Origin of the sequence: Bradyrhizobium sp. (genome assembly GCF_049519115.1) — a bacterium.
Lineage (GTDB): Bacteria > Pseudomonadota > Alphaproteobacteria > Rhizobiales > Xanthobacteraceae > Bradyrhizobium.
In genome coordinates this window covers 12686-38567 of record NZ_JBEKRB010000007.1, presented here as the reverse complement: position 1 = coordinate 38567, position 25882 = coordinate 12686, and the positions used below count along the sequence as shown (strand labels likewise).

Sequence of the window (25882 nt, the reverse complement as noted above, 5' to 3'; positions counted from 1 at the left end):
GCCGCAACGCCGAAGGTGCGCCGCCGACGGTGAGGCCAACGCCTTATTGAGTGAGAGGACGCAGAGAATGAGCCGGTCGGAAATCGAGCGCGAAAATATCGTGGCCGCTGGGCTGCCGGTCGCAGCCTCGAAATCCCTCGATTCTTCGCAGACAATCGAAAAACACACCTACCGGCCGCCGGCTGAAGGCCTGTACGATCCGGCGCTGGAAAAGGATTCCTGCGGCGTCGGCTTCATCGCCAACATCAAGGGCAAGAAGTCGCATCAGATCGTCTCCGACGCGATCAGCATTCTCTGCAATCTCGAACACCGCGGCGCCGTCGGCGCCGACCCGCGCGCCGGCGACGGCGCCGGCATTCTGGTGCAGATTCCGCACGCCTTCTTCGCCCGCAAGACCAAGGAGCTCGGCTTTACGCTGCCGGAGCCTGGCAGCTACGCCGTCGGCGCGCTGTTCATGCCGAAGGAAAAGGCCTGGCGAAAGGTGATCCAGAGCATCATCGCCGACCAGATCAAGGCCGAACAGTTGACGCTGCTTGGCTGGCGCGACGTGCCGACCGACAATGCTTCGCTGGGTGAAACCGTCAAACCGACCGAGCCTGCCAACATGCAGGTGTTCATCGGCCGCGGCGCGCACATCAAGGACGAGGTCGAGTTCGAGCGGCGTCTCTACATTCTGCGCAAGTCGATTTCGCAGGCGATCTATCAGCGCCGCGACCGTGGCATGGCGGGCTACTACCCGTGCTCGATGTCGTGCCGCACCGTGATCTACAAGGGCATGTTCCTCGCCGACCAGCTCGGCAGCTATTATCCCGACCTGCACGAGCCCGATTTCGAGAGCGCGCTGGCGCTGGTGCATCAGCGCTTCTCCACCAACACCTTCCCGACCTGGTCGCTGGCCCATCCCTACCGCATGGTCGCCCATAACGGCGAGATCAACACGCTGCGCGGTAACACCAACTGGATGGCCGCCCGCCAGGCCTCGGTGCATTCGGAACTCTACGGCAAGGACATCAGCCGGCTGTGGCCGATCTCCTATGAAGGCCAGTCCGACACCGCCTGCTTCGACAACGCGCTCGAGTTCCTGGTGCAGGGCGGCTACTCGCTGCCGCACGCCGTGATGATGATGATTCCGGAGGCCTGGGCCGGCAATCCGCTGATGGATGAAGAGCGCCGGTCGTTTTACGAATATCATGCCGCGATGATGGAGCCGTGGGACGGCCCCGCCGCGATCGCGTTTACCGACGGCCGCCAGATCGGCGCGACGCTGGACCGCAACGGCCTACGTCCGGCGCGCTATCTCGTCACCAAAGACGACCGCATCGTGATGGCGTCCGAAATGGGCGTCCTAAGCATCCCCGAGGATCAGATCGTCACCAAATGGCGGCTGCAACCGGGCAAGATGCTGCTGGTCGATCTCGAACAGGGCCGGCTGATCCCGGACGACGAAATCAAGGCGGCGCTCGCCAAGAGCCATCCCTATCGCAAGTGGCTCGACGGCTCGCAGATCGTGCTTGAGGAATTGCCGGAAGCGCCGACCAAGGGCATGCGTTCGAACCTGCCGCTGCTCGACCGGCAGCAGGCATTCGGCTACACCCAGGAAGACATCACCATCCTGATGACACCGATGGCCTCCACCGGCGAAGAAGCGGCCGGCTCGATGGGCAATGACACCCCGATCTCGGCGCTGTCGGATAAGCCGAAGCCGCTGTTTACCTACTTCAAGCAGAACTTCGCCCAGGTCACCAACCCGCCGATCGACCCGATCCGCGAGGAGCTGGTGATGAGCCTCGTCTCGATCATCGGGCCGCGGCCGAACCTGTTCGATCTCGAAGGCGTCGCCGCGAGCAAGCGCCTCGAAGTGCGCCAGCCGATCCTGACCGACGCCGACCTCGAAAAGATCCGTTCGATCTCCGAGATCGCCGATACGCATTTCAAGTCGCGCACGCTCGACACGACCTTCCATGCCGGTCTCGGCGCGGCGGGATTGGAGCAGGTGCTCGACGAACTGTGCGCGCGCGCCGAAGCAGCAGTCCGCGAAGGCATCAACATCGTCATCCTGTCCGACCGCATGGCGGGCACGGACCGGATTCCGATTCCCTCGCTGCTCGCCTGCGCGGCCGTGCATCACCATCTGATCCGCACCGGCTTGCGTACATCCGTGGGCCTCGTCGTCGAATCCGGCGAGCCGCGCGAGGTGCATCATTTCGCTTGCCTCGCCGGCTATGGCGCCGAGGCGATCAATCCGTATCTGGCGTTTGAGACCATCATCGCCATGAAGGACCGTTTGCCGGCCTCGCTCGACGACTACGAAATCGTCAAGCGCTACATCAAGTCGATCGGCAAGGGCCTGTTGAAGGTAATGTCCAAGATGGGCATCTCGACCTACCAGTCCTATTGCGGCGCGCAGATTTTCGACGCCGTTGGCCTCAAGGCCGATTTTGTCGCAAAATATTTCGCCGGCACCCACACCCGCATCGAGGGCGTGGGGCTGGCCGAAATCGCGGAAGAAACCGCGCGCCGGCATTCGGACGCTTTCGGCGACCAGCTCGTCTACAAGACCGCGCTCGACGTCGGCGGCGAATATGCCTATCGCACCCGTGGCGAGGATCATGCATGGACGGCCGAGTCGGTTTCGCTCCTGCAGCACGCGACACGTGGCAACTCGCTGGAGCGCTACCGCGCCTTTGCCAAAATCCTCAATGAGCAGTCCGAGCGGCTGTTGACGCTGCGCGGCCTGTTCAAGATCAAGTCCGCCGAGGACGAGAAGCGCAAGCCCATCCCGCTCGACCAGGTCGAGCCGGCCAAGGACATCGTCAAGCGCTTTGCGACCGGTGCGATGTCGTTCGGCTCGATCTCGCGCGAGGCGCATACGACGCTTGCGATCGCGATGAACCGGATCGGCGGCAAGTCCAACACCGGCGAAGGCGGCGAGGAATCCGATCGCTTCAAGCCGCTTCCGAACGGCGACTCCATGCGTTCGGCGATCAAGCAGGTCGCCTCGGGCCGCTTCGGCGTCACGACGGAATATCTCGTCAACGCCGACATGATGCAGATCAAGATGGCGCAAGGCGCAAAGCCCGGCGAGGGCGGACAACTGCCCGGCCATAAGGTCGATGCGACGATTGCCAAGGTGCGGCATTCGACGCCCGGCGTCGGCCTGATCTCGCCGCCGCCGCACCACGACATCTATTCGATCGAGGATCTGGCGCAGCTCATTTACGACCTGAAGAACGTCAACCCGGACGGGCTGGTCTCGGTGAAGCTCGTCTCCGAAATCGGCGTCGGCACCGTGGCCGCGGGCGTTGCGAAAGCGCGCGCCGACCATGTCACCATTGCGGGCTTCGAAGGCGGTACCGGGGCTTCCCCGCTGACCTCGATCAAGCACGCCGGTTCGCCTTGGGAAATTGGCCTCGCCGAAACCCACCAGACGCTGGTGCGCGAACGCTTGCGCAGCCGCATCGTGGTCCAGGTCGACGGCGGCTTCCGCACCGGGCGCGATGTCGTGATCGGCGCGCTGTTAGGCGCCGATGAATTCGGCTTTGCTACCGCACCCTTGATCGCGGCGGGCTGCATCATGATGCGCAAGTGCCACCTCAACACTTGTCCCGTCGGCGTCGCGACGCAGGACCCGGTGCTGCGCAAGCGCTTTACCGGCCAGCCCGAGCACGTCATCAACTACTTCTTCTTTGTCGCCGAGGAAGTCCGCGAGATCATGGCCGGCCTCGGCTACCGCACCTTCAACGAGATGGTGGGCCAGACCCAGATGCTCGACCAGACCAAGCTGGTCGCGCACTGGAAAGCCAAGGGTCTCGACTTCTCGAAGCTGTTCGTGCGGCAGAAGGAAGAAAAGGGCCAGAAGATCTATCATTCGGAATCCCAGAACCATCATCTGGAGGCCGTGCTCGACCGCAAGCTGATCGAACAGGCGCAAGCCGCCCTCGACCGCGGCGCGCCGGTAAAGATCGAAACCGAGATCAACAACACCAACCGCTCCGCCGGCGCGATGCTGTCGGGCGCGATTGCCAAGATCTACGGCCACGCCGGCCTGCCGCTCGACACGATTCAAGTGAAGCTTAAAGGCACCGCCGGTCAGGCGTTCGGCGCCTGGCTCGCGAGCGGTATCACCTTCGATCTGGAAGGCGTCGCCAACGACTATGTCGGCAAGGGCCTGTCGGGCGGGCGCATCATCGTCAAGCCGCCGGGTAATTCGGCGATCGTGCCGGAAGAATCCATCATCGTCGGCAACACTGTGATGTATGGCGCGATCAAGGGTGAGTGCTATTTCCGCGGCATCGCCGGCGAGCGCTTCGCAGTGCGCAACTCCGGCGCGGTCGCCGTGGTCGAAGGCGCGGGCGATCACTGCTGCGAATACATGACCGGCGGCATCGTCGTCGTGCTCGGCAAGACCGGGCGCAACTTCGCGGCCGGCATGTCGGGCGGCATCGCCTATGTGCTGGACGAAGCCGGCGACTTCCCAAAACTCTGCAACATGGCAATGGTCGAGCTCGAGCCGGTGCTGTCGGAGGAGATGATCAACGAGAACGCCTACCATCAGTCGGGCGATCTCGAAGCGCATGGCCGCGTCGACGTGTTCGAGAACCTTCTGGAGTCCGACGTCGAACGGCTGCACATCCTGATCACCCGTCATGCCAAGCTGGCGGGCTCGAAGCGCGCGGCCGACATCCTCGGCGACTGGAAGACGTGGTTGCCGAAATTCCGTAAGGTAATGCCGGTCGAATACCGCCGCGCGTTGAAGGAATTGAAGGCGAACGCCGACGCCGAGCCGAAGATCGCGATCGGGGCGTAAACAAATCACGCGTCATTCCGGTCTGCGCCATTGGCGCATCCTGGAGCGACGGGACGGGAACTGCAGGGGCTTCAAGTTAAATGGGCAAGGTAACCGGTTTTCTGGAAATCGAACGGCACGACCGCAAATATGCGCCGGTCGCCGATCGGCTGAAGAATTTTCAAGAATTCGTCATTCCCCTGACGGAGAAGGAAACGCGCGACCAGGCCGCGCGCTGCATGAATTGCGGCATTCCCTATTGCCACGGCACCGGCTCGGTGGCGCCCGGCACCTCGGGCTGTCCGGTCAACAACCAGATCCCCGACTTCAACGATCTGGTCTATCAGGACAACTGGCAGGAAGCCGCGCGCAACCTGCAGTCGACCAATAATTTTCCGGAGTTCACCGGCCGCATCTGCCCGGCGCCGTGCGAAGCCTCCTGCACGCTCAACATCGACGACAACCCGGTCACGATCAAAACCATCGAATGCGCGATCGTCGACCGCGCCTGGGAAAATGGCTGGATCACGCCCGAGATTGCCGCCGTCAAGACCGGCAAGAAGGTCGCCGTCATCGGCGCAGGTCCCGCAGGGCTAGCTTGCGCGCAGCAGCTCGCCCGCGCCGGCCACGACGTGCATGTGTTCGAGAAGTTCGCCAAGGCCGGTGGGCTTTTGCGGTACGGCATTCCCGACTTCAAGATGGAAAAGGGCGTCATCGACCGCCGCGTCACCCAGATGGAGGCCGAGGGCGTCACCTTCCATTATGGCGCCCATGTCGGCAGCGGCGGCACCGATCCGCGCCAACTGGCCGAGGAATACGACGCCATAGCGCTGACCGGCGGCGCGGAAGCTCCGCGCGACCTGCCGATTCCCGGCCGCGATCTTGACGGCATTCATTTCGCGATGGATTTCCTGCCGCAGCAAAACCGCCGCGTCGGCAACGAGCCGCTGGGCGCCGTGCGCGAGATTCTCGCCGGCGGCAAGCATGTCGTCGTGATCGGCGGCGGCGACACTGGAAGTGACTGCATCGGCACTTCATTCCGCCAGGGCGCGCTGTCGGTGACCCAGCTCGAGATCATGCCGGCGCCGCCCGAACACGAAAACAAGGGCCTGACCTGGCCGAACTGGCCGCTGAAGATGCGGACATCATCGAGCCAAGCCGAGGGCGCCAAGCGCGAATATGCGGTGCTGACGCAGAAGTTTTCGGGTGCGGACGGCAAGGTAGCAAAGCTGCATTGCGTGCAGGTCGACGACAAGTTCAAGCCGGTGGCGGGCACTGAATTCGAACTCGACGCACAGCTCGTGCTGCTCGCGATGGGTTTCGTGCATCCGGTGCACGAGGGTCTGTTGAAGACGCTCGGCGTGGAACTCGATCCGCGCGGCAATGTCCGCGCCAACACGGCCGACTATCAGACCTCGCTGTCGAAGGTTTTTTCGGCGGGCGACATGCGCCGTGGACAATCGCTGGTCGTCTGGGCGATCCGCGAAGGGCGGCTGTGCGCGCGCTCGATCGACACCTTCCTGATGGGATCGACGGGTTTGCCGCGGTAGTTGTCTTTGCAAACAGTAAAGTCGTCATCACCCGGGAAAGCGGTGATCCAGTATTCCAGAGATGCTGGTGTTTCATCGATAGGCCGCGGCGTACTGGATAACCCGCTTTCGCGGGGTATGACAGCTAGAGCGGGATGGGTCTAGACTAGCGTCAGTTCTGCAACCGCACGCCCAGCATCACCACCGTCGAGGCCGAGCTTGCCAAGGGCACGTTGGAATCAAGGATGTCGCGCCGCAGCGTGCCTGTGATCCAGAAATTGCGGGTCATCTTGTAGATGAGATCGCCCTCGAGCGAGTAGGTTTTGTCGAAGCGGCCGTCGCCCTGATAGTCGTAGGTGCCGTAGGTGAATTTGCCGATCGCGGTCAGCCAGCGGCGGAAATCGTGATCGACCTCGAACGTGTAGGTGTGGGTCAACACGCCGGAGACGCCGGGCACGATGGTCTCGTCGATCGAGGTGGTGGAGTAGAATTTCGCGGTGGTCAGCGGCGTCGCCGTCCAGGTCAGCGACGACGAGGTCAACAGGCCCGAAAGCTGGCCAAGCCGCGGATCGGCATAATTGCGCTCGGCAAAGCCGACCGCGATTTCGCCGGTGAGAAGCCGCGAGAATTCGAACGAGGTACCGGCCTTGGCATAGCCGCCGTTCGAGTTGCGCGCATAACCGGAATTGTCGATCTGCTGATCGTGGAAGCGGCTGTCGCCCTCGACCTCGACGAACGGTTTCACGCCGGGATACAGGTCGTAACTGACGCGGCCGACGCCGCCATACTGGTTGAAGGCGCGGTCGGCGTTACTGGCGATGGTGCCGTCGGTGAGCACGGAGTTCTGATAGACGGTGCGATCGAACGTGGCGCCCGCCGCGACATCCAGCCGGTTGAATTGCTGATCGACCCCGATCGTGCTGCCGAAGGTCGCATAGACCGGATACTTGGCGAGGCCGGCCTCGACGTTGGGGCTGCCTGGATTGTCGGTCGCCACGCGCAGGCGCACTTCCGAGGTGATGTGGGTAAAGTCCGTCACATCGAGGCGGCCATCGATATGGCCGGTGAAATCCGGCCGGTTGATGTCGGTCGGCGCCGACGAAATCCCGCCGTCGACGATCGGCGACAGGCTGTTGCCATAACCGGTGAAGGAGCCGCGCAGGTCGGCGACCAGCGCATGCCGCTCCCAGTTCGAGACCGCCAGGAATTCCGGGGCCACCACCCAGAACGGCGAGCCCTGGGGCGTGATGGTGCGGCCGGGGTTGGTGTCGTAGCCGCCGCGCAATTCGACCGCGGACTTGATCAGGAAGCTGCCGGCATAATCGCCGACCGCGCCGAACGGGTCGGTATCGAGCGGCAACGGCTTGCGCGCGGGCTGGCCGTCGGCGACGCCGGCCATTGCTGCTGCCACCGGCTGACGGTTCGCCGTGATCGATGGCGGCGGCGCGATGCGGACGCGTGCGTTCGGATTGGTCGGCGCTCTCGCTTCAGGCGGCGCCGGCGTGCCTAGCCCCGGCGAGGGCTTTGGCTTGACCTGCCCCGGATAAAACTTCGGTGGCTTGCGTTTGCGATTGAGGGAGTCAAAGCCGGCCTCCGCCGCGCCGCTCGCCGCCGGCAGGCCGTATTTGGGAATATCGCCGATCCGCGACGGCGCCGGCTTGTCCTGACGCTGCCCGTCGATGGTGGGATCGGCCGGATTATCGCTCACGTTCTCGCTGGTTTTGCGCAGAGGCGAATCCTGCGGCGTGAGAAAGCCGTCGCGGGCCGGCCGAAAGAGATCAGAGGTGAGGGTTTGAGCATGAAGAGGGGACGTGATCGTGATCAGCGCCAGAAGCGGACCGAGGCATGGCAAGCCGGCACGCAACAGGGTCGCGCGCTTGCGACGGCCGGTTAATGGCCCCGACATCACGATTAAAATACCTCAGTGAATTCATACGCTTGACAACCCCGCCCCCGAACGACCGTGGCGGCCGGTCCGGAAAACGTCGTTAACGGAGTTAAAACAATTATGGTTAATGAGGCGTTGAGAGCGCCCCATTGCGTCGCCTCGGCGGCCTGACCGTGTTAGGAAGACGGCCCTTCCTTAAGCTACCCTTTCGGAACCACGCATGCCTGCTTCGAAACCGCTGATGGCCAATCCAACCGGCACCGATCCCGTCAACGCCGCCGTCCAGTCGGCCTTGCGCACCCTGGAGGCCGAAGGCAGCGGCATTGCCGCGATTGAAGCAGCGCTGCGGTCCGATCTCGGAGAAGCCTTTGCGAAGGCCACCGATCTTATTCGCCAAGCCAAAGGCCGCGTCATCGTCACCGGGCTTGGCAAATCCGGCCATATCGCCCGCAAGATCGCAGCGACCTTTGCCTCCACCGGCACGCCCGCCTTTTTCGTGCATGCTGCGGAAGCCGGCCACGGCGATCTCGGCATGATCACGAGCGATGACGTCATTCTGGCGCTGTCGTGGTCCGGCGAGCAGCCGGAGATGAAGACGCTGATCACCTATGCAAAACGTTTCAGGATCGCGCTGATCGCGATGACGGCGGAGGGCGACTCCACGCTGAGCCAGGCGGCCGACGTGGCGCTGACGCTGCCAAAGGCGCGCGAAGCCTGTCCGCATAATCTGGCGCCCACCACCTCCTCGCTGATGCTCTTGGCGCTCGGCGATGCGCTCGCAATCGCGCTGCTGGAGGGCCGCGGATTTACTTCCGTCGATTTCAGCGTCTTGCATCCCGGCGGCAAGCTCGGCGCCATGCTCAAACATATCAGCGAGGTCATGCATACGGGCGCCGCGGTACCGGTAAAGCCACTCGGCACCAGCATGTCGGAAGCGCTGGTCGAAATGACCTCGAAAGGTTTTGGCTGTGTTGGCATTGTCGACGCGCGTGGCGCGATTGCCGGCATCGTCACCGACGGCGACCTGCGTCGTCACATGCGGCCCGACCTGATGACGGCGCTGGTCGACGACGTCATGACGAAAAATCCGAAGACAATCCGCGGCAATTTATTGGCGAGCGAAGCGCTGGAAATCCTCAACGCCTCGAAGATCACCGCTTTGATCGTGACCGAGGCCAACAAGCCGGTCGGCATCGTGCATCTGCACGATCTGCTTCGTGCGGGTGTTGTGTAGGCGACCATCTCACCGGTTGTCATCGCCGGGCTCGTCCCGGTGATCCACACCTTATTTTTCTTCTCTGAGAACGAAGACGTGGATCGCCAGGTCAAGCCCGGCCATGACGAAAGAATCGTCGTGCGCGCTCGTCTTCCGCAATGACTACTCGCTCGGAAACCGCGCCGCCTTTTCCTCAAGCGGCAGGCGAAGCCCATTCGCCAGATACGATACGGTACGATAAAAGCCGCAGAGCAGGATGATTTCGAAGATCTTCGCGTCCTCATAGTGTGACGACAGCGCGGCAAACTCATCGTCGCTCAACGTCGCACGCGCATGCAGCGCATCCACGGCCGCAATCAGCGCTTGCTCGGCGGCCGACCAGCATGACGCCGTGGCCTTTTCATGCACGGTGGCGCGAATCTCGGCCTCGGTGAGACCGGCGGCTTGCGCAAATGTCGCGACGTGCACACCCCATTCGTATTCGCAGCCGGTCAACGCACAGGTGCGGTCGATGACGATTTCACGTTCCCGCAATGTGAGCGGACCGCGGTCGAGAAGACTGCCGGCGCGAAATTTTTCCCACGCCCGCGAATCGGACGCCATCACGCGAAACAGCATCAACGGCGGCGCGCCGCGCATGATGCGATCGAACTGGCTCTGGATTTCGGCCTCATAGGGTGGCTCAAGAGGTGCAATGCGCGACATGATCCATCTCCGGGCAATGGTCGTAGGGATAGGGACTGAACGCTCGCGCGACTAAGCCGCCGCCACCGTCAGGCTGGCGCCGTCGGCTTGCACGATTCGCACCCGGCTGCCGGCCGGGGCATCGGGGCCAGCCACCCGCCAGATCGTATCGTCGATCCGAACCGTGCCGGCGCCGTCAACGATCGGCTTTTCCAGCGTGAACACGCGCCCGACCAGCGCATCCGCGCGCTTGTTGAGGAACGGGCTATTGACGTTGCCGGCCGAATGGCTGCGCGCGAGCCGCCGCCATACCGGCACGGCGGCGGCGGCAAAGACGGCAAACATCAAAATCTGGACCTGCCAGGACGGATTGAACGCGAACGACAGCAGCCCGACCAGCAACGCTGCCAGTCCGAGCCAGAACAGGAAGATGCCGGGCGCGATCAGCTCCAGCGCCATCAGGATGACGCCGAAGATCAGCCAGTTCCAGGTGCCGAGCGTGACGAACATCTCGTTCATAGCCGTCCCCTTAACCGCTTTTACCCCACCGGCGGCGTCGCCGGCGGATTACCCGCGGCCGGTACCGAACCGCGGCGTGCCGCAGCCTGCGCCGATAGCGCACTTTCGCCAAAAGTTGCTTTGGCGATCTCGCCGATGCCGGCGAGCGATCCCAAAATACTCATCGCCTCCACCGGCAGCATGATGATCTTCTGGTTCGGTGAATCCGCCAATTGTCCGAACGCCTTGATATATTTGTCGGCGATAAAATAGTTCAGCGCGGCGACGTCGCCCTTGGCAATGGCTTCCGACACCATTTGCGTCGCCTTGGCTTCGGCTTCAGCGGACCGCTCGCGCGCTTCGGCGTCGCGGAACGCGGCCTCCTTGCGGCCCTCGGCCTGCAATATCTGGCCTTGTTTGGCGCCTTCGGCGCGCAGGATTTCCGACTGGCGCTGACCTTCGGCTTGCAGAATGTCGGCGCGCTTGACGCGTTCGGCCTTCATCTGCCGGCCCATCGCCTCGACCAGATCGGCCGGCGGCACGATGTCCTTGATCTCGATGCGGTTGACTTTGAGCCCCCAGGGCGAGACCGCCGCGTCCACGACCCGCAGCAGGCGCTCGTTGATCTCATCGCGGTGCGACAGCACCTGGTCGAGATCCATCGCGCCCATCACCGAGCGGATATTGGTCATCGTCAGCACGATGATCGCCTGCTCAAGATTGGAGACCTCGTAACTTGCTTTCGCCGCATCGAACACCTGGAAGAACGCCACGCCGTCGGCCGTCACCGTGGCGTTGTCCTTGGTGATCACCTCCTGCTCGGGAATGTTGATCACCTGCTCCATCATGTTCATCTTGCGGCCGATGCGGTCGAAATAGGGAACGATGATGTTCAATCCCGGCGACAGGGTGCGGGTGAATTTTCCGAAGCGCTCCACGGTCCAGTTATAGCCCTGGCCCACCGTCTTGACGCCGGCGAACAGCGTGAAAATCACCAACAGGACGAGCGCAATGGCGAAGATGTCGAAACCGGTCATACAAGTCTCCCTCGGGCGGCGAAGAGCCATCCTACAACGGTATCATTGCAGAGCGACAACTCCTCTTCTTGGTCGCCGATGCCCCAGTTAGGGTTCGGCGAGGAGAAAAGCGAGTGGTTTAAATCCAGCCCTGAAGCTCGCGCAGCACGAGCTGGCGGATCATGTCCATGCCGCCTTCGCTGTCGTTCAGGCAGGGAATGAAGGAAAATTGCTCGCCGCCATTGTGTTGGAAGATTTCGGCATTTTCCTGCGCGATCTCTTCCAGCGTTTCCAGGCAATCGGCCGAAAAGCCGGGCGTGACGACCGTAACACGCCGCACGCCGTCTTTGGCCAGTTTTTCCACGGTCTTGTCGGTATAGGGCTGAAGCCATTCGTCGAAGCCGAAACGCGACTGAAAGGTCAGAAGCAGTTTGGATGAATCAAGACCGAGGCGTTTGCGAAGAGCCTCCGTCGTTGCCGTGCACTGGCGTTGATACGGATCGCCCTTGTCGACATATTTTTGCGGCATGCCGTGAAACGACGCCACGATGACTTCAGGCTGAAACGAAAGTGTCTTGAGATGCGTCACGATCGACACCGCAAGCGCCTCGATATAGCTGGGGTCGTCGTAATAAGGCGGCGTCACCCGCAGCGTCGGCTGGGCGCGCATATTGGCGAGCACGCGAAACACCTCGTCGCAAACGGTCGCCGACGTGGCCGCCGAATATTGCGGATAAAGTGGCACCACCAGCAGGCGATCGCAGCCTTGCGCCGTCAGCGCATTGATCCGCGCGGCGATCGAGGGGTTTCCATAGCGCATCGCCCAATCGACCACGACATGATCCTGGCTCGCGATGTCGGCGGCCAGTTTCTCGGCTTGCGCGCGCGTGATCGTCTTGAGCGGCGACTCGTTCTTCTCAGTGTTCCAGATCTTGAGGTAATCGCGGGCCTTGCGGCGGGGGCGCGTGCGCAGAATGATACCATTGAGCGCGAGCTTCCACAGCAAGCCCTGATTTTCGATCACGCGGGGATCGGAGAGAAACTCCTTGAGGTAGACCCGCACGCCGGGCGCATCCGCGGTATCGGGTGTCCCGAGATTGACCAGGAGAACGCCGACGCGCTCCGGCGCGACGCCGGGAGCGAGCTTCGAACGATCGATCGGATAAACCATGCTCATGCTGCTGGCTTCGCGCGTCGGACCATCCTTGTCAAGATAACGGCAGATTCGATACTCTCAAGATCACGCAAGGCCACTTCGCTAGGCGGTTCCGGCATCGCCAGGTGTCGCGCGTTGGAGGAATGATGACAGTCGCCGAATGGTGCATTTTCGCGAGCCTGATGCTCACGCTGTTGAGCATTGCCTCGGTAAAATGGCTCCGGTTTGGCCGTTTTGACAATTCCAAGCCGCGCGACCCCGCCTTCTATGAAAGTCCGGTCGCCGCCCGCGCGCTCGGCGCCCACCAGAACGGGATCGAGGCCTTTCCGTTCTTCGCCGCAGCGGTCCTGCTCGCCGAATTTCGCGCCTGTCCGCAAAACCTGATCAACGAACTCGCCGTGCTGTTTGTAATCGTGCGGATCGCTTATGTGTTCACCTATATCGGCAACCGGCCGACGCTTCGCTCGATCCTGTGGAGCATCGGCTTTGCCATCAATATCGCGATCTTCTTCCTGCCGGCGCTGCGAAAGTTTTTGCCGATTTAAAGTCATGCTCGCTTTACCCTGGAGAGCGAGGGGTAAGAACGGCAAGCATCACAACTCGGGGTCCCTGCGTTCGCAGGTACGACTATCTGGTATGTTCGCACTCGATATTTCCGGACTCAATTTCCCAAACAATCGCATTCCCGCGGCACGGAATGCGCCCGAGGTTTTGCACTGACGTCGTCCCTCGAAAGATAGAGGGCGCGGGGAATGGTTTTAACGGCTTCCTTCGTGCTCCCCACTGACCGGGCTTTTTTGCCACTGTCATCAGCGGAAGTGAATTCCGGCAACTTGACGCCAGCGTCGGGGCGTCAGGACCACACGACTTCGCCGTCTGCTCTCGCGCCGTTCGTCATCAGGCACGAAAACATCCATCACATCCCACCCAACGTTCGTGACGATGGCCAAACGCCCCTCTTTCGGACGAGACGGGCGAAGCTGTAAGAGTGATTTGCCCGTCGGGTTAAGAAAAATATTTTTGCAAAGGGGACTGGACACGCACGCCACTGATTTGCCCGTCGGGCAAATCAGCCGGCCCATCCGGGCAACGCCGAGAAGAAGAGGAAGACGCCACCCTTTTCTATAGTCAAAACGGGGACAACCGGCATTTCAATGTCGCAAGTTGGCACCGACCGGGCTAGTGGCAACGGTCTGACGATGTCCGTTGATCGGTAGACCGGAAGTGAAGGATAGGCCGTCAAAACGGCGCGAATGACCCGGAGCGGACTTCGGCTCTCGATATCGATCAATACTGCTGTGCCTTCGACAGGCCAGCCTTAAATAACCGTCAGCCGGTTGGCGAGAAAGTCGAGAAAGACCCTCACCCGCGCAGGAACCAAACGCGACGTCATCACCGCATGGACCGGCATCGGCGGCAGGCTCCAAGCCGAGAGAATCGGGCGCACCGCGCCGCTGTCGAACGACGAGCGAACATTCGGCGGCGACAGCGCCGCGATGCCATGGCCCTGCTCGGCGAATTTCAACGTCATCGAGACATTGTTGGTCGAAAAGCGCCCGTGCACGTTGACGTCGATCGATCGCTTGCCCGACACGGCGCGCCAGACGCCGGGCTCAGCCATATAAGATTGCAGGATGCACTCGTGTCGCGCGAGATCCTTCGGATGCGCCGGCTCGCCATGTTTGGCGAGATAGGATGGTGAAGCGTAAAACAGCCGCGCCGCGGTTCCGAGACGCCTGACGATCAGTGAGGAATCGCCCACCTCGCCGAGACGGATGCTGAGATCGATGTTTTCGTCGACGAAGTTCGCGGGCCGCGGTGTCAGATCAGCCTCAAAAGTGATGTCCGGATAAAGGCGCGAGAACTCGTCGATAACGGGGGCAATCAGGGACAAGCCGAATTCGACCGGCATCGACAGCCGCAGGTGACCGGTGAGCCGTTCGGCCGCCTCTTTCAGCACTTCCTGCGCGGCGGCGGCGTCCTGCAAGATGCGTTCGCAGCGCTCGAGGTAACGCTTGCCAGGCTCGGTCAGAGCGAGACGCCGCGTGGTGCGCTGAAGCAACCGGACACCGACGCGCTTTTCCATCGCTGCTACGCGCCGCGACAGTGTGGCGATCGGGATGCCAGAAGTCTTGCTGGCCCGCGTGAAATTCAACGCGCGCGCGACCTCTACGAAGAAGATCATGTCTTCCAGGTCGGATGGAGCAAGCGCCGATGCCGGCATTTCATATTCTCATATTTGGAGTAATACTTTCCATTATAGCCAATTTATCCATATACGGAAATATCTTAAGTCTCCTCGCATCAACCGCGGCCACCGCTTTTTCGAACGCAAGCGCCGTCAACCGAGGAGACCGACCATGTCAAAGCAACAGCTTGCTCAGCTTCTGGAGTTGAGCGCCCAGAATCCGCCACCCGCCAACGCCACGCCGCCCGTCCTGCGGGCCTGGGCCGAAACCATCACCAGCCACACGCCGCTGGCCGAGCGCGTCACCATCAGCCGGACGAGCATTGGGCCCTATCAAGGCGACCTGATCCTGCCCGAAAACGGCGACCCCTCGCGCCTGATCATCTACTATCATGGCGGCGGCTTCTTCATATTTTCCGCCGCAACCTACCGCGTCACCACCACCAACCTGGCGCGCGCCGCGGGAATAGCGGTGTTCGCGCCCGACTATCGCCTGGCGCCCGAACATCCCGCGCCGGCCGCGCATGACGACGCGTTCGGCGTTTATCAGGCAGCCCTCCTCCACGGCTACACCGCCGACAAAATCGCGCTTGCTGGAGATTCCGCCGGCGGCAATCTGGCGCTCGCGACCGCCGTCCGCGCGCGCGACGCCAAGCTGCCCTTGCCGTGCGCGCTCGCGCTGTTCTCGCCCTGGCTCGATTTCGCCGAGGAAGGCGAAAGCTATCGCCGCATCACCGACGATCCGGTTACGCTGCGACCCATGCTCGATCAATTCAAGCAAGCCTATCTCGTCGACCGCGATCGCAAATCGCCTGAGGTGACGCCGTTCGATGCCGACTTCCGCGGCCTGCCACCGACTCTCGTGCATGTCGGAAGCTGGGAGCGGCTGCATGACGACTCGACCACACTTGCCGCGCGTCTGAAGGCGGCGGGCGTCAGCACCGAGCTCAAAATCTTCGACGGCATGTGCCACGGCATGCAGCTATTCGCGCCCATGCTGGACGAAGGCATGGCCTCGATCGAGCAGGCCGCGCGCTTCATCCGCAGTCATGAGGTGTCGCAATGAGCACGATCGCGTGGTTTCAAGGGCTGACGTGGGTTCAGGGATTGGCATGGGCGCTCGCAGCCTTCTTCGCCCTCGGCTTCTTCATCAACACCTTCGCCGTCAGCAAGGTCGGCCCCGAATATAAGCGCTGGGGATACCCAAGCTGGTTTCACTTTGTCTCGGGCGGTTTCGATCTGGTGGTAGCACTGCTGCTATCGGCAACGTTGACACGGCCCTTCGGCGTCCTGTTGGGCTGCGCCGTCATGCTCGCAGCGATGACGACCGTGATCTACCACCGCGAACACAAGCGCGCGGTGCCGCCTTTCATCGTCGTTATCTTACTGTCGGTTGTCGGCTGGACGATGCTGTAGAACGTAGCTGGCCCGCTCGGATCGATCCGACCGGGCCAGCTGCCAGCCGATATTGTGAAGCACTGTACGGCTAGAGAGTCCGGACATGGGGCACCTTTCGAACATGGCTGGCCGGGCTGACGATGTCCGTTGCTGCTCACCAAAGCAGAACTCGGCCGGCTTCTGCCGCTATAGAATCGACTGCAGACAGGTCAGCGGCTCGGCAAAGAGATAGCCGGTTAAAAGTCCAACGCCGAACAACAGCACCAGCCCTGCGGCGGCAAATTCGATACCGCGCATGACCAGCGCGCCGCTGCCGTCGCTTGCACCGCTCAGACGTCGCGCGATGCCTCCGGCCGTAACCGCCAGCACCGCAATCGCCGCGACCGTGATCGCGGTGCCGAGCCCCATCGCGAAGGTCGCGGCAATACCGGCCCAGAACAGGCCCTGCGCCAGCGCGAACACCAGAACCAGAATGGCGCCGGAACACGGCCGCAAGCCCACGGCGAAAATCGCACCCAAGCCGCGGCGCCAGCCGCCGGGGCCGGCGAGTTCGCTCGGCATCGGGCCATGGGAATGCCCGCAATGTTCGTCGTGCACGTGGCCGTCATGACCGTGGGCATGATCATGTCCGTGATCGTGATGAGCGTGCTGGTGATAGGCATGGGAATGATCGTGATGATCGTGCCCCACATGGCTGTGGGACGTTGAGACCGACGCCAGCGCCAGTGCGGAGGCGGGCGGATGAACCTGCAACGCCCGGATGAAGTTCGCGCCCTTGGTCCAGACCAGGCGCGCGCCAAATGCCGCGATCAGGCCATAGCTCGCAATCGCAATGATCTTCTCCGCCCCACACATGGTTTTCGCAGTGATATTGAGCAACCACGCACCGATCGCGACGATCAGGACGGCGACCAGCGACTGCAACAGGGCGGAGACAAAGGCGAGCGCGATGCCACGCCGCGCGGTTTCCCGGTTGGCGACCAGATAGGACGAAATCACCGCCTTGCCGTGGCCGGGGCCTGCGGCATGAAAAATCCCGTAAGCAAACGAGATCGCAAGCAGCGCCCAAACCGCGCTGCCGTCGGTCTTGGCGGCGCGGATGGTGGACGACATTTCGCGATAAAATTCCGACTGCTTGGCGAGCAGCCATCCGATAATTCCACCGGCCTGTTCGGCGACCTGTGAACGCGGGCCGCCAAACGGCGTCTGCGCTGTCAGAACATGCATCGCGCCATCAAGCGCCAGCGCCGCCGTCACGGCCAGCGCGCCGAGCGCGAGTGCACGGCAAAGCTGAGGCCTCATGGACATGTCACCGTGATCTTGTTGGCGAACATCGCGCCAAAATTGCCGTTGCCGCCATCGGTAAAATTCTGCTCGCCCAGCGCCTGCGCGCTGGCCGCGCCGTCGTTCGGCCGCTGGAACTCGAATTTGCAGGCCTCGGGCGCACCGACCAGCCGTACCGGGTCCTTTTCGGCGAGCTTGAAGTCGACGAAGAAGGTCGGATCAAACACTTCGAGCGCGAGGACCTTAGGTCTAACCGGTGTCTTCAGCGGCAAGGTGAAATGCAACACCAGCAGGCCGCCTTGGTATTCGAGGAAGTAATCCACCGGCTCCTCGAATTTCTGCTTCTTGCCGTCGGCCTTGGCAAAGCTGAAGAAGCCGAACTCCTTCAGCGATTCGACATTGGTCTGGGCCAGCGGCGCCAGTTCCTCGTGGGTGTAGACGCCCTTTTTCTTGCTCTCGATCCCCTGCAACGCATAGGTCGAGAACATGTCGTCGAAGGTCCAGGCGTGACGCACGCCCGTGATCGAGCCGTCGGGCGCATACATCAATTCGCTCGTGGACGTGATCCAGACATGTGGATGGGCCTCGGCTGCCGCCATCCCAACCGACAACGCGGCGAGCATGCCCAATAATCTGAGCAGTCCTCGCAACACGCCGTCCCCGCGAAGGCGGCTCTGACCAATCATGCCGCCTCTGGGGTTTCCAACAGACCGCGGCGGCGCAGCAGCGCATCCGGCTCGGGCTCGCGGCCGCGGAAGGCGATATAGGCGTCTTCCGGGTCGCGCGAGCCGCCGGAGGCATAGATGTCGTCGTGCAGGCGCTTGGCGACTGCGGGATCGAAGATGTTGCCGGCCTCTTCAAAGGCGCCGAAGGCATCGGCGTCCATCACCTCCGACCACATGTAGCTGTAATAGCCCGAGGCATAATGATCGCCGGAGAAGATGTGGCCGAACTGCTGGGGCCGGTGGCGCATCGAGATTTCCGCGGGCATGCCGATCTTTTCCAGCTCTCGCCGCTCGAAGGCGCGGACGTCGGCGCTCGCGGAAGCCGGCTGGGTATGAAACTCAAGATCGAGCAGCGCGGACGCCACGAACTCGACCGTGGCAAAACCCTGGTTGAACTTACGCGCGGCGATGAAGCGCCGCAACAGGTCGTCCGGCAGCGGTTCGCCGGTTTGATAATGGCGCGCGAACTGCCGCAGCACCTGCGGCTGCTCCTGCCAGTGCTCGTAAAGCTGCGAGGGCAGCTCGACGAAATCCGTAAAAACACTGGTTCCGGACAGCGAGGGATAGAAGACGTCCGACAGCATGCCGTGCAGGCCATGGCCGAACTCGTGGAACAGCGTGCGGGCATCGTCCGGCGACAGCAGCGAGGGCTCACCGTCAGCGCCCTTGGAGAAGTTGCACACATTGAGGATTACGGGCGCGACCTCGCCGTCGAGCTTCTGCTGGTCGCGGAGCGACGTCATCCAGGCGCCGGAGCGTTTGGAGGGCCGGGCGAAGTAGTCGCCATAGAACAGCGCCTGGTGCTTTCCATCGCGGTCCCGGACCTCCCAGACCCGCACGTCGGGATGCCAGACCGGGACATCCTTGCGCTCGACAAAGGAGAGGCCGAACAGCCGGGTGGCGCAGTCAAAGGCCGCCTCGATCATGTGGTCGAGCGAGAGATAGGGCTTGATCGCGGCATCGTCGAAATTGGCCCTGACCTGCCGCAGCTTTTCGGCGTAATAGCGCCAGTCCCACGGCGCGAGCGCAAAATTACCGCCCTCCTTCACAATCAGGCCCTGAAGCGCGTCGCGATCCCGCAGCGTCCGTTCGCGCGCCGGCTTCCAGACCCGCTCCAGAAGCCCGCGCACGGCCTCTGGCGTCTTGGCCATGGAATCTTCCAGCCGATAGGCGGCGAAGGTCGGATAGCCCAGGAGCTTGGCGCTTTCCTCGCGAAGCGCCAGGATCTCGACAATGGTCGCGGTATTGTCGTTGTCATTGCCGTTGTCGCCACGGGCAATGAAGGCCTTGTAGAGCTTCTCGCGCAGGTCGCGGCGGGGCGAGGTCTTGAGGAACGGCTCCACGAACGAGCGCGACAGGGTCACGATCGCCTTGCCGGCGAGGCCCCGCTCCTCCGCCGCCGCCTTTGCGGCCGCGACAAAACTGTCCGAAAGCCCCTCGCAATCGGCCTCGGTAAGCTCCATGAACCACTCCTGCTCGTCGCCGAGCAGGTGGTGGCTGAAGGTGGTCCCAAGATGGGCCAGCCGCTCGTTGATCTCGGCCATCCGCGCTTTGGCAGCCTCATCGAGGCCGGCGCCGGCACGGTGGAAGCGCGTGTAGGTGCGCTCCAGGAGCCGCAGCTGCTCGCCTGAGAGGCCAAGCGCAGCGCGGTTCTCGTGAAGCTGGGCGATCCGGCCGAACAGCACCGCGTTCATCATGATCGGATTCCAGTGCCGCGCTATCCGCAGCGACACTTCCTTGTCGGCCTCGAGCAGCGCCGGGTTGGAATGCGCCGACACCAGCGCGTAGAAGACAGAGGCGACCTTGGAGAGCAGCTTGCCCGAGCGCTCCAGCGCCGTGATCGTGTTGTCGAAGTCTGCCTGCGCGGGATCGTGGGTGATCGCCGATATCTCGGCTGAGTGGTCGGCAAAGGCCTGCTCGAACGCCGGCAGGAACTGGTCCGGCGCGATCTCGGCAAACGGCGGGGTCTCGAATGGCGTCTGCCACGGCTTCAGCAGCGGATTGGCGGCGGACAAAGGCGCGTGGTTTTGCGGGTGGTTTTGTTGGGTTTCTGACATCGAAAATCCCGTCTAGTGTCCCGGTTCTGACATTCGTTTCCTATCGCAGCGCCCACTTTTACGAATGTCAGAACCAAAGGGACACTAGCAACTATGTGACTCTAGTGTGGCTTTGACTCTGACGTTCCTTCAAAGAACTCGCGGCAACACTGAAAGGAACGTCAGAGTCGCCACACTGGGTGCCGATTTCAAGGGTGACGCTATATCACGCGGTGGGGCTTTTTTGGGCCTTTTGCGCTTGATAGATGCCGCCTTTTCAGAGAGATTGCGGCCCGAAAACAGGATCAAACACCATGAACGCGCAACCGTCTCCGACCGGCAGCCGACAGATCGCCTGGCCCAGCGTCGTCACCGTCATCAGCGCGGCAATCCTGATCGGTGCTGAAGTGTTTGGAGCTGCTTTTGCCGGCGGCTGGGCGCTCGCGATCCTGTTTGGGCTCGACGACACCGGAGCCCACATCCTGCAAGCCGTGCTGTTTGCGCTCGGCGTCCTGATCATGATCGCGTTCATCCGCGCGGCACAGCGCGTCGAGCCGTTCACGCGCCGCGCGTGAGAAGGTCGAGGCAACGAAGCGCGCGCCGCTGCGTTCCCACCGTTACGCTTCGTTAAAGAAACTTAACGTCCATTCATTTTCATCCCGCGCTCGCCGCCTCGGCCGCGACGACGTAAGCACGCGTTAGGGAAATTTGTCCTTAGCCTAAAAAAAATGTTGCGAAGCGGATTCAAAAAGATTATTTGCGTCTTTGCCCAATTTCGCACGTGCCTGTGGTCGTGTGTCAGTCGGTAGGTATCCGGACAAGAGGCCGGACAGCCGCCAAGGGTTGAAGATACCGAGGGTCGCTTCAAGTCCAGACTTCCAAAAGTCGGTGACTTGAGAGGCCAGCATCTCTCTCCAGAGATGCCGTTGAAGGTCTCTTCTTCCTTTGCAACCGTGACTGGCAGCCGGAGGCGAACCGGCGCACCTCGTTCTCAACGGGGGACGCGACTTAAAGCAACGACGGATCGGGCTTTTTTGGTCTCTACCGGCATTCCACCGCCGGCGCGGGCTACTGAAAAGGCTTGTCCTTCATTGCCAGGTGTGCGGGCGGGAGCTTTCCCAACCAATCCACGGCAGCACAATTCGGTTTGAGGTTCTTGGCCTCGTCGCGTCTCCATCGTGCGACGACGGCCACGGCACCTACGACCGAGATCATTTTGAACGGGCCCAGTCGCTTGGGCCGTTTGGAGGGTGCTATGACCGAACGTATTCGGGAATTCCTGCGCAACCGTCGTAACGAGGGCCAGGACGTCGAGCCGTGCCTCGTCGTCGACCTCGAAGTCGTACGCGACAACTATCAGAACTTCGCCAAGGCGCTGCCCGACAGCCGTGTGTTCTACGCGGTGAAGGCAAACCCGTCCCCGGAAGTGCTGTCGCTGCTTGCTTCGCTCGGCTCGTGCTTCGATACCGCCACCGTGGCGGAGATCGAAATGGCACTGGCCGCGGGAGCGACCGCTGACCGCATCTCGTTCGGCAACACGATCAAGAAGGAGCGCGACATTGCGCGTGCCTTCGCGCTCGGCATTCGGCTGTTCGCAGTCGATTGCGCCGCCGAGGTCGAAAAGGTCGCCCGTGCGGCTCCGGCTGCGAAGGTGTTCTGCCGTATCCTCTACGACTGCGCCGGCGCCGAGTGGCCGCTGTCGCGGAAGTTCGGCTGCGACCCGGAAATGGCGGTCGACGTGCTCGACCTCGCCAAGCGCCTGGGCCTGGAGCCGTGCGGCATCTCCTTCCACGTCGGCTCGCAGCAGCGCAAGGTGAAGGCTTGGGACCGCGCTTTGGCGATGGCTTCCCAGGTGTTTCGCGACTGCGCCGAGCGGGGGATCAACCTGTCCATGGTCAACATGGGCGGTGGATTCCCGACCAAGTACCTCAAGGACGTTCCACCGGTCGTGACGTACGGCCGGTCGATCTTCCGCGCGCTGCGCAAGCATTTCGGCAACCAGATCCCGGAAACCATCATCGAACCGGGACGCGGCATGGTCGGCAATGCTGGCATCATCGAGTCCGAAGTCGTCCTGATCTCCAGGAAGAGCGACGAAGACGAGGTGCGCTGGGTGTACCTGGACATCGGCAAGTTCGGTGGTCTCGCCGAGACCATGGACGAGTCGATCCGCTACGCGATCAGCACCCCGCATGACGGGGCAGAGATGACGCCGTGCGTCCTCGCAGGCCCAACCTGCGATTCCGCCGACGTCATGTACGAGAAGCTGCCGTATCCGCTTCCGGTAACGCTTGAGATCGGCGACAAGGTGCTGATCGAAGGAACCGGGGCCTATACGTCGACCTACTCGTCGGTGGCCTTCAACGGTATTCCGCCGCTCAAGACCTACCACATCTGATCCTGCCTCTTTGAAGGCCTGACATCATCGGGAGCCGGCTCGCCGGCTCCCTCCCTGACATTGCCGATTTGGACAACGCAGCCACGGGCTTTGCCGCCCGTGGGCTGTGGGGACTGACGTGCCATGACTGCTTTGCGCAAGACCAACATCGCCCTCACCCCGAAAGCCGCTCCGTTCGCGATCCGTGCGGAGGAGGCTTCGGACGTCGTCGCCCGTGAAGCGCTGCTCGATGCCTGCTTTGGCGAGAACCGAAGCTTGCGCACCTGCCAGCGCTTGCGCGACGGACGCGCGCCCGCCGAAGGCCTTGCCTTCTCGGCGATGGCGGGAGGCTACCTGGTCGGAACGCTGCGGTTGTGGCACGTCAGCGCCGGGGGCATCCCGGCGCTCATGCTCGGCCCTCTTGCGGTAGAGGCATCCTCCCGCAAGTTCGGGGCCGGGACCGCGCTGATGGACCACGCGCTCGCGGCGGCGACGACGCGGGGCCATCGCGCGGTGATTTTACTCGGCGATGCGCCCTACTACGCCCGCTTCGGCTTCTCGTCTGAAAAGATGGCCGGGCTGTCGCTGCCGGGCCCGTTCGAGCGCGACCGCCTGCTTGGCCTGGAACTCATCCCAGGCGCGCTCGACGGCGCCTGCGGGATGATCGTTGCAACCGGCGCGAAGGCCAACCCTGTCAGGCGCGCGCCGCGCGCCCGTGCGGCGTAGCGGCCCATCATGCGCCAGAAATCGCCAGCCGCTCACGCGATCGCGCGTCTGCGTTATCGCAGCATCGTCACCACGATGCTGGTGATGGCGCTGAGCCTCCTGATCGTCCGGGATATCATTATTCTTCGATGGGGTTCGGCCACGCCGTCCTCCTCCGACGTGACACGGCGTTTGCCCTGATATAAAGGGCCGTCACGGTCATCCGAAGCCGAGGGTTCCATCATGTCCCGCCGTCTCATTTCCACGGGCTCGCCGTTCGAGAAGGCCGCCGGCTACAGCCGCGCGGTCGTCGACGGCGACTTTGCTTTCGTCGCGGGGACCACCGGCTACGATTACGCCACCATGACCATGCCGGCGGATGTCACGAGTCAGACACGAAACTGCTTCAAGACCATCGAAGCCGCCTTGAAGGAGGCCGGTTTCGCCATGGCCGATATTGTCCGCGCGACCTACTACCTCACCGACGTCAAAAATGCGGACGCCCATTTTGCGGTTTGCGGCGAAGCCCTCGGCAATATTCGCCCGGCCGCCACGATGCTGGTGGTCGCCGGCCTTCTAAGGCCCGAAATGAAGGTCGAGATCGAAGTCACCGCCAAGCGGCGCAGCCCGTAACGCGGCGTACCGCCTGAACCCTCCATTATTCGCCAGCACTTTTCCGGAGACACCATTCCCATGAGCCCCGCCCCGCAGATCTACGCGAAAATTTCCGGCCCCATTGTCATGATCGGCTTCGGCTCGATCGGCAAAGGCACACTGCCGATGATCGAGCGGCATCTGGATTATGATAAGTCGCGGATCACCGTGATCGATCCCAAGGACGAGGGGCGCAAGGCGCATTGCGAGAAACACGATGTACGCTTCATCCAGAAGGGCGTGACCAAGGACAATTACCGCGAATTACTGACCCCGCTGCTCACCGAAGGCGGCGGCGAGGGCTTTTGCGTTAATCTCTCGGTCGATACCGGCTCTACGGACATCATGGAGCTCTGCAACGAGCTCGGTGCTCTCTATATCGACACCGTCAACGAGCCTTGGCTGGGCTTCTACTTCGATTCGTCGCAGGGTCCGGGAGCTCGCTCCAACTATGCCCTTCGCGAAGTGACGCTGGCCGCCAAGAAGGCGCGGCCTAAGGGCTCGACGACGGCAGTCTCCTGCTGTGGTGCCAATCCCGGCATGGTCTCCTTTTTCGTCAAGCAGGCGCTTCTCAATGTCGCCGCTGATCTCAAGCTCAATGCCCCGAAGCCGAAGACCAGGGCCGAATGGGCGGACCTGATGCGACAGGCTGGCATCAAGGGCATCCACATCGCGGAGCGCGACACCCAGCGCTCCAAGACGCCGAAAGAGCCGGATGTCTTCGTCAACACCTGGTCAGTGGAGGGTTTCCTGTCGGAGGGCGTGCAGCCGTCCGAACTCGGTTGGGGCACTCATGAAAAATGGATGCCCGAGAATGCGCATACCCATGAAGCTGGCTGCGGCGCAGCCATCTATCTGATGCAGCCCGGCGCCAATACGCGCGTGCGCACCTGGTGCCCGACCCGCGGCGCGCAGTATGGCTTCCTCGTCACACATAACGAGTCGATCTCGATCTCCGATTACTTCACCGTGCGTGACGCGTCCGGCACGGCGATCTATCGGCCGACCTGCCACTATGCCTATCATCCTGCTGACGATGCCGTGCTGTCGCTGCATGAAATGTTCGGCCGCGCAGCGAAGATGCAGGAAAAGCACCACATCCTCGATGAGAACGAAATCGTCGATGGCATCGACGAACTCGGCGTGCTGCTGTTCGGCCATGACAACAATGCCTACTGGTACGGCTCGCAGCTCTCCATCGAGGAAACCCGCAAACTCGCGCCTTATCAGAACGCCACTGGCCTGCAAGTGACCTCTGCCGTGCTCGGCGGCATGGTGTGGGCGCTGGAAAACCCGAAGGAAGGCATCGTCGAAGCCGACGAGATGGATTACGACCGCCTGCTCGAAATCCAGATGCCGTATCTCGGCCCGGTGAAGGGCTACTACACCGACTGGACACCGCTCACCGATCGCCCCGGACTCTTCCCGGAGGACATCGATACGAGCGATCCGTGGCAGTTCAGGAACGTGCTGGTGCGATAAAGCTAGGCATTGTCGGCGCCTCGATCGTTTGAGTTCCCGGGAACGTGGCAGGGCACGCCGCGTTGCTTCTCCTTCAGATCGGAGAAAGCGCGATGGCCTTCAGCAGTTCGTCCTATTTCGTTGGCGTTGGAACCGCGCTAGCTGCGATCGCAGTTGGATTTGCGGGCGGAGCGATGATCACGACCAGCACCGTCCAACCGCCCAACAGGCTGGAACGCGTCGCTGCCGGTGCTGCGCCGCCTCCTTCGAGTGCGCCATCA

Annotated in this window: 21 protein-coding genes; 12 read left to right on the top strand and 9 right to left on the bottom strand. The window is 62.4% G+C overall.

The genetic code is table 11. From position 1 onward, the window contains the following. Positions 1 to 67 precede the first annotated feature (67 nt). Positions 68 to 4807, top strand: coding sequence for a glutamate synthase large subunit (gene gltB, locus ABSE61_RS07645; protein ID WP_423870481.1), 4740 nt, complete (start codon positions 68 to 70; stop codon positions 4805 to 4807). A gap of 80 nt (positions 4808 to 4887) precedes the next feature. Next, positions 4888 to 6336, top strand: coding sequence for a glutamate synthase subunit beta (locus ABSE61_RS07640; protein ID WP_423870480.1), 1449 nt, complete (start codon positions 4888 to 4890; stop codon positions 6334 to 6336). Positions 6337 to 6487: 151 nt separating this feature from the next. On the opposite strand, the gene ABSE61_RS07635 is transcribed toward ABSE61_RS07640, so the two are convergent. After that, positions 6488 to 8224 carry an outer membrane beta-barrel protein gene (locus tag ABSE61_RS07635; protein WP_423870479.1) on the bottom strand — a complete coding sequence of 579 codons (1737 nt, stop codon included), beginning with the start codon at positions 8222 to 8224 and terminating at the stop codon, positions 6488 to 6490. Between the two features lie 199 nt (positions 8225 to 8423). On the opposite strand from ABSE61_RS07635, the gene ABSE61_RS07630 reads away from it, so the two are divergent. Next, on the top strand, positions 8424 to 9437 hold the full coding sequence (locus ABSE61_RS07630) for a KpsF/GutQ family sugar-phosphate isomerase (protein ID WP_423870478.1): 1014 nt from the start codon (positions 8424 to 8426) through the stop codon (positions 9435 to 9437). Between the two features lie 144 nt (positions 9438 to 9581). Here ABSE61_RS07630 and ABSE61_RS07625 read toward each other — a convergent pair whose 3' ends face one another. From ABSE61_RS07625 to hemH, 4 genes are all read right to left on the bottom strand, one after another. Next, positions 9582 to 10124 (bottom strand): carboxymuconolactone decarboxylase family protein, encoded by a 543-nt coding sequence (locus ABSE61_RS07625; protein WP_423870477.1) that lies wholly within the window; start codon positions 10122 to 10124, stop codon positions 9582 to 9584. Positions 10125 to 10175: 51 nt separating this feature from the next. Further along, positions 10176 to 10622, bottom strand: coding sequence for an NfeD family protein (locus ABSE61_RS07620; RefSeq protein WP_423870476.1), 447 nt, complete (start codon positions 10620 to 10622; stop codon positions 10176 to 10178). A gap of 20 nt (positions 10623 to 10642) precedes the next feature. After that, the gene (locus ABSE61_RS07615; protein WP_423870475.1) at positions 10643 to 11638 is read right to left on the bottom strand and encodes an SPFH domain-containing protein; all 996 of its coding nucleotides are present in this window, start codon (positions 11636 to 11638) and stop codon (positions 10643 to 10645) included. 118 nt (positions 11639 to 11756) lie between these two features. Then, on the bottom strand, positions 11757 to 12794 hold the full coding sequence (gene hemH / locus ABSE61_RS07610) for a ferrochelatase (protein ID WP_423870474.1): 1038 nt from the start codon (positions 12792 to 12794) through the stop codon (positions 11757 to 11759). A gap of 125 nt (positions 12795 to 12919) precedes the next feature. Here hemH and ABSE61_RS07605 point away from each other — a divergent pair, with 125 nt between their 5' ends. Next, entirely contained in the window at positions 12920 to 13318 is a 399-nt protein-coding gene (locus ABSE61_RS07605; RefSeq protein WP_423870599.1) for an MAPEG family protein, read from the top strand. Positions 13319 to 14091: 773 nt separating this feature from the next. Here the strand turns inward: ABSE61_RS07605 and ABSE61_RS07600 are convergent. Continuing rightward, a complete protein-coding gene (locus ABSE61_RS07600; protein WP_423870473.1) occupies positions 14092 to 14997 on the bottom strand; it encodes a LysR family transcriptional regulator in 906 nt (301 codons plus the stop codon). A gap of 136 nt (positions 14998 to 15133) precedes the next feature. On the opposite strand from ABSE61_RS07600, the gene ABSE61_RS07595 reads away from it, so the two are divergent. Beyond that, the gene (locus tag ABSE61_RS07595; protein WP_423870472.1) at positions 15134 to 16027 is read left to right on the top strand and encodes an alpha/beta hydrolase; all 894 of its coding nucleotides are present in this window, start codon (positions 15134 to 15136) and stop codon (positions 16025 to 16027) included. Then, positions 16024 to 16377: a DoxX family protein gene (locus tag ABSE61_RS07590; RefSeq protein ID WP_423870471.1), complete on the top strand. Its 354-nt coding sequence runs from the start codon at positions 16024 to 16026 to the stop codon at positions 16375 to 16377. The genes ABSE61_RS07595 and ABSE61_RS07590 overlap by 4 nt, the downstream gene beginning before the upstream one ends. Before the next feature lie 168 nt (positions 16378 to 16545). On the opposite strand, the gene ABSE61_RS07585 is transcribed toward ABSE61_RS07590, so the two are convergent. From ABSE61_RS07585 to ABSE61_RS07575, 3 genes are read right to left on the bottom strand one after another with little or no spacing between them, the layout of a single operon-like run. Next, a complete protein-coding gene (locus ABSE61_RS07585; RefSeq protein WP_423870470.1) occupies positions 16546 to 17667 on the bottom strand; it encodes a nickel/cobalt transporter in 1122 nt (373 codons plus the stop codon). Then, positions 17658 to 18329, bottom strand: coding sequence for a DUF1007 family protein (locus ABSE61_RS07580; RefSeq protein WP_423870469.1), 672 nt, complete (start codon positions 18327 to 18329; stop codon positions 17658 to 17660). Before ABSE61_RS07580 ends, ABSE61_RS07585 begins: the two co-directional genes overlap by 10 nt. Next, complete coding sequence (locus ABSE61_RS07575; RefSeq protein ID WP_423870468.1) at positions 18326 to 20425, bottom strand: M3 family metallopeptidase; 2100 nt, start codon at positions 20423 to 20425, stop codon at positions 18326 to 18328. Before ABSE61_RS07575 ends, ABSE61_RS07580 begins: the two co-directional genes overlap by 4 nt. 293 nt (positions 20426 to 20718) lie before the next feature. On the opposite strand from ABSE61_RS07575, the gene ABSE61_RS07570 reads away from it, so the two are divergent. From ABSE61_RS07570 to ABSE61_RS07545, 6 genes are all read left to right on the top strand, one after another. After that, on the top strand, positions 20719 to 20979 hold the full coding sequence (locus ABSE61_RS07570) for a hypothetical protein (protein WP_423870467.1): 261 nt from the start codon (positions 20719 to 20721) through the stop codon (positions 20977 to 20979). Positions 20980 to 21659: 680 nt separating this feature from the next. Beyond that, on the top strand, positions 21660 to 22802 hold the full coding sequence (locus ABSE61_RS07565; RefSeq protein ID WP_423870466.1) for a type III PLP-dependent enzyme: 1143 nt from the start codon (positions 21660 to 21662) through the stop codon (positions 22800 to 22802). A gap of 123 nt (positions 22803 to 22925) precedes the next feature. After that, the gene (locus ABSE61_RS07560; RefSeq protein ID WP_423870465.1) at positions 22926 to 23507 is read left to right on the top strand and encodes a GNAT family N-acetyltransferase; all 582 of its coding nucleotides are present in this window, start codon (positions 22926 to 22928) and stop codon (positions 23505 to 23507) included. Positions 23508 to 23516: 9 nt separating this feature from the next. Continuing rightward, a complete protein-coding gene (locus tag ABSE61_RS07555; protein WP_423870464.1) occupies positions 23517 to 23687 on the top strand; it encodes a hypothetical protein in 171 nt (56 codons plus the stop codon). 42 nt (positions 23688 to 23729) lie between these two features. After that, the gene (locus ABSE61_RS07550) at positions 23730 to 24119 is read left to right on the top strand and encodes a RidA family protein (RefSeq protein WP_423870463.1); all 390 of its coding nucleotides are present in this window, start codon (positions 23730 to 23732) and stop codon (positions 24117 to 24119) included. Positions 24120 to 24179: 60 nt separating this feature from the next. After that, positions 24180 to 25622, top strand: a complete 1443-nt coding sequence (locus ABSE61_RS07545; RefSeq protein WP_423870462.1) for a homospermidine synthase — start codon at positions 24180 to 24182, stop codon at positions 25620 to 25622. Positions 25623 to 25882 lie beyond the last annotated feature (260 nt).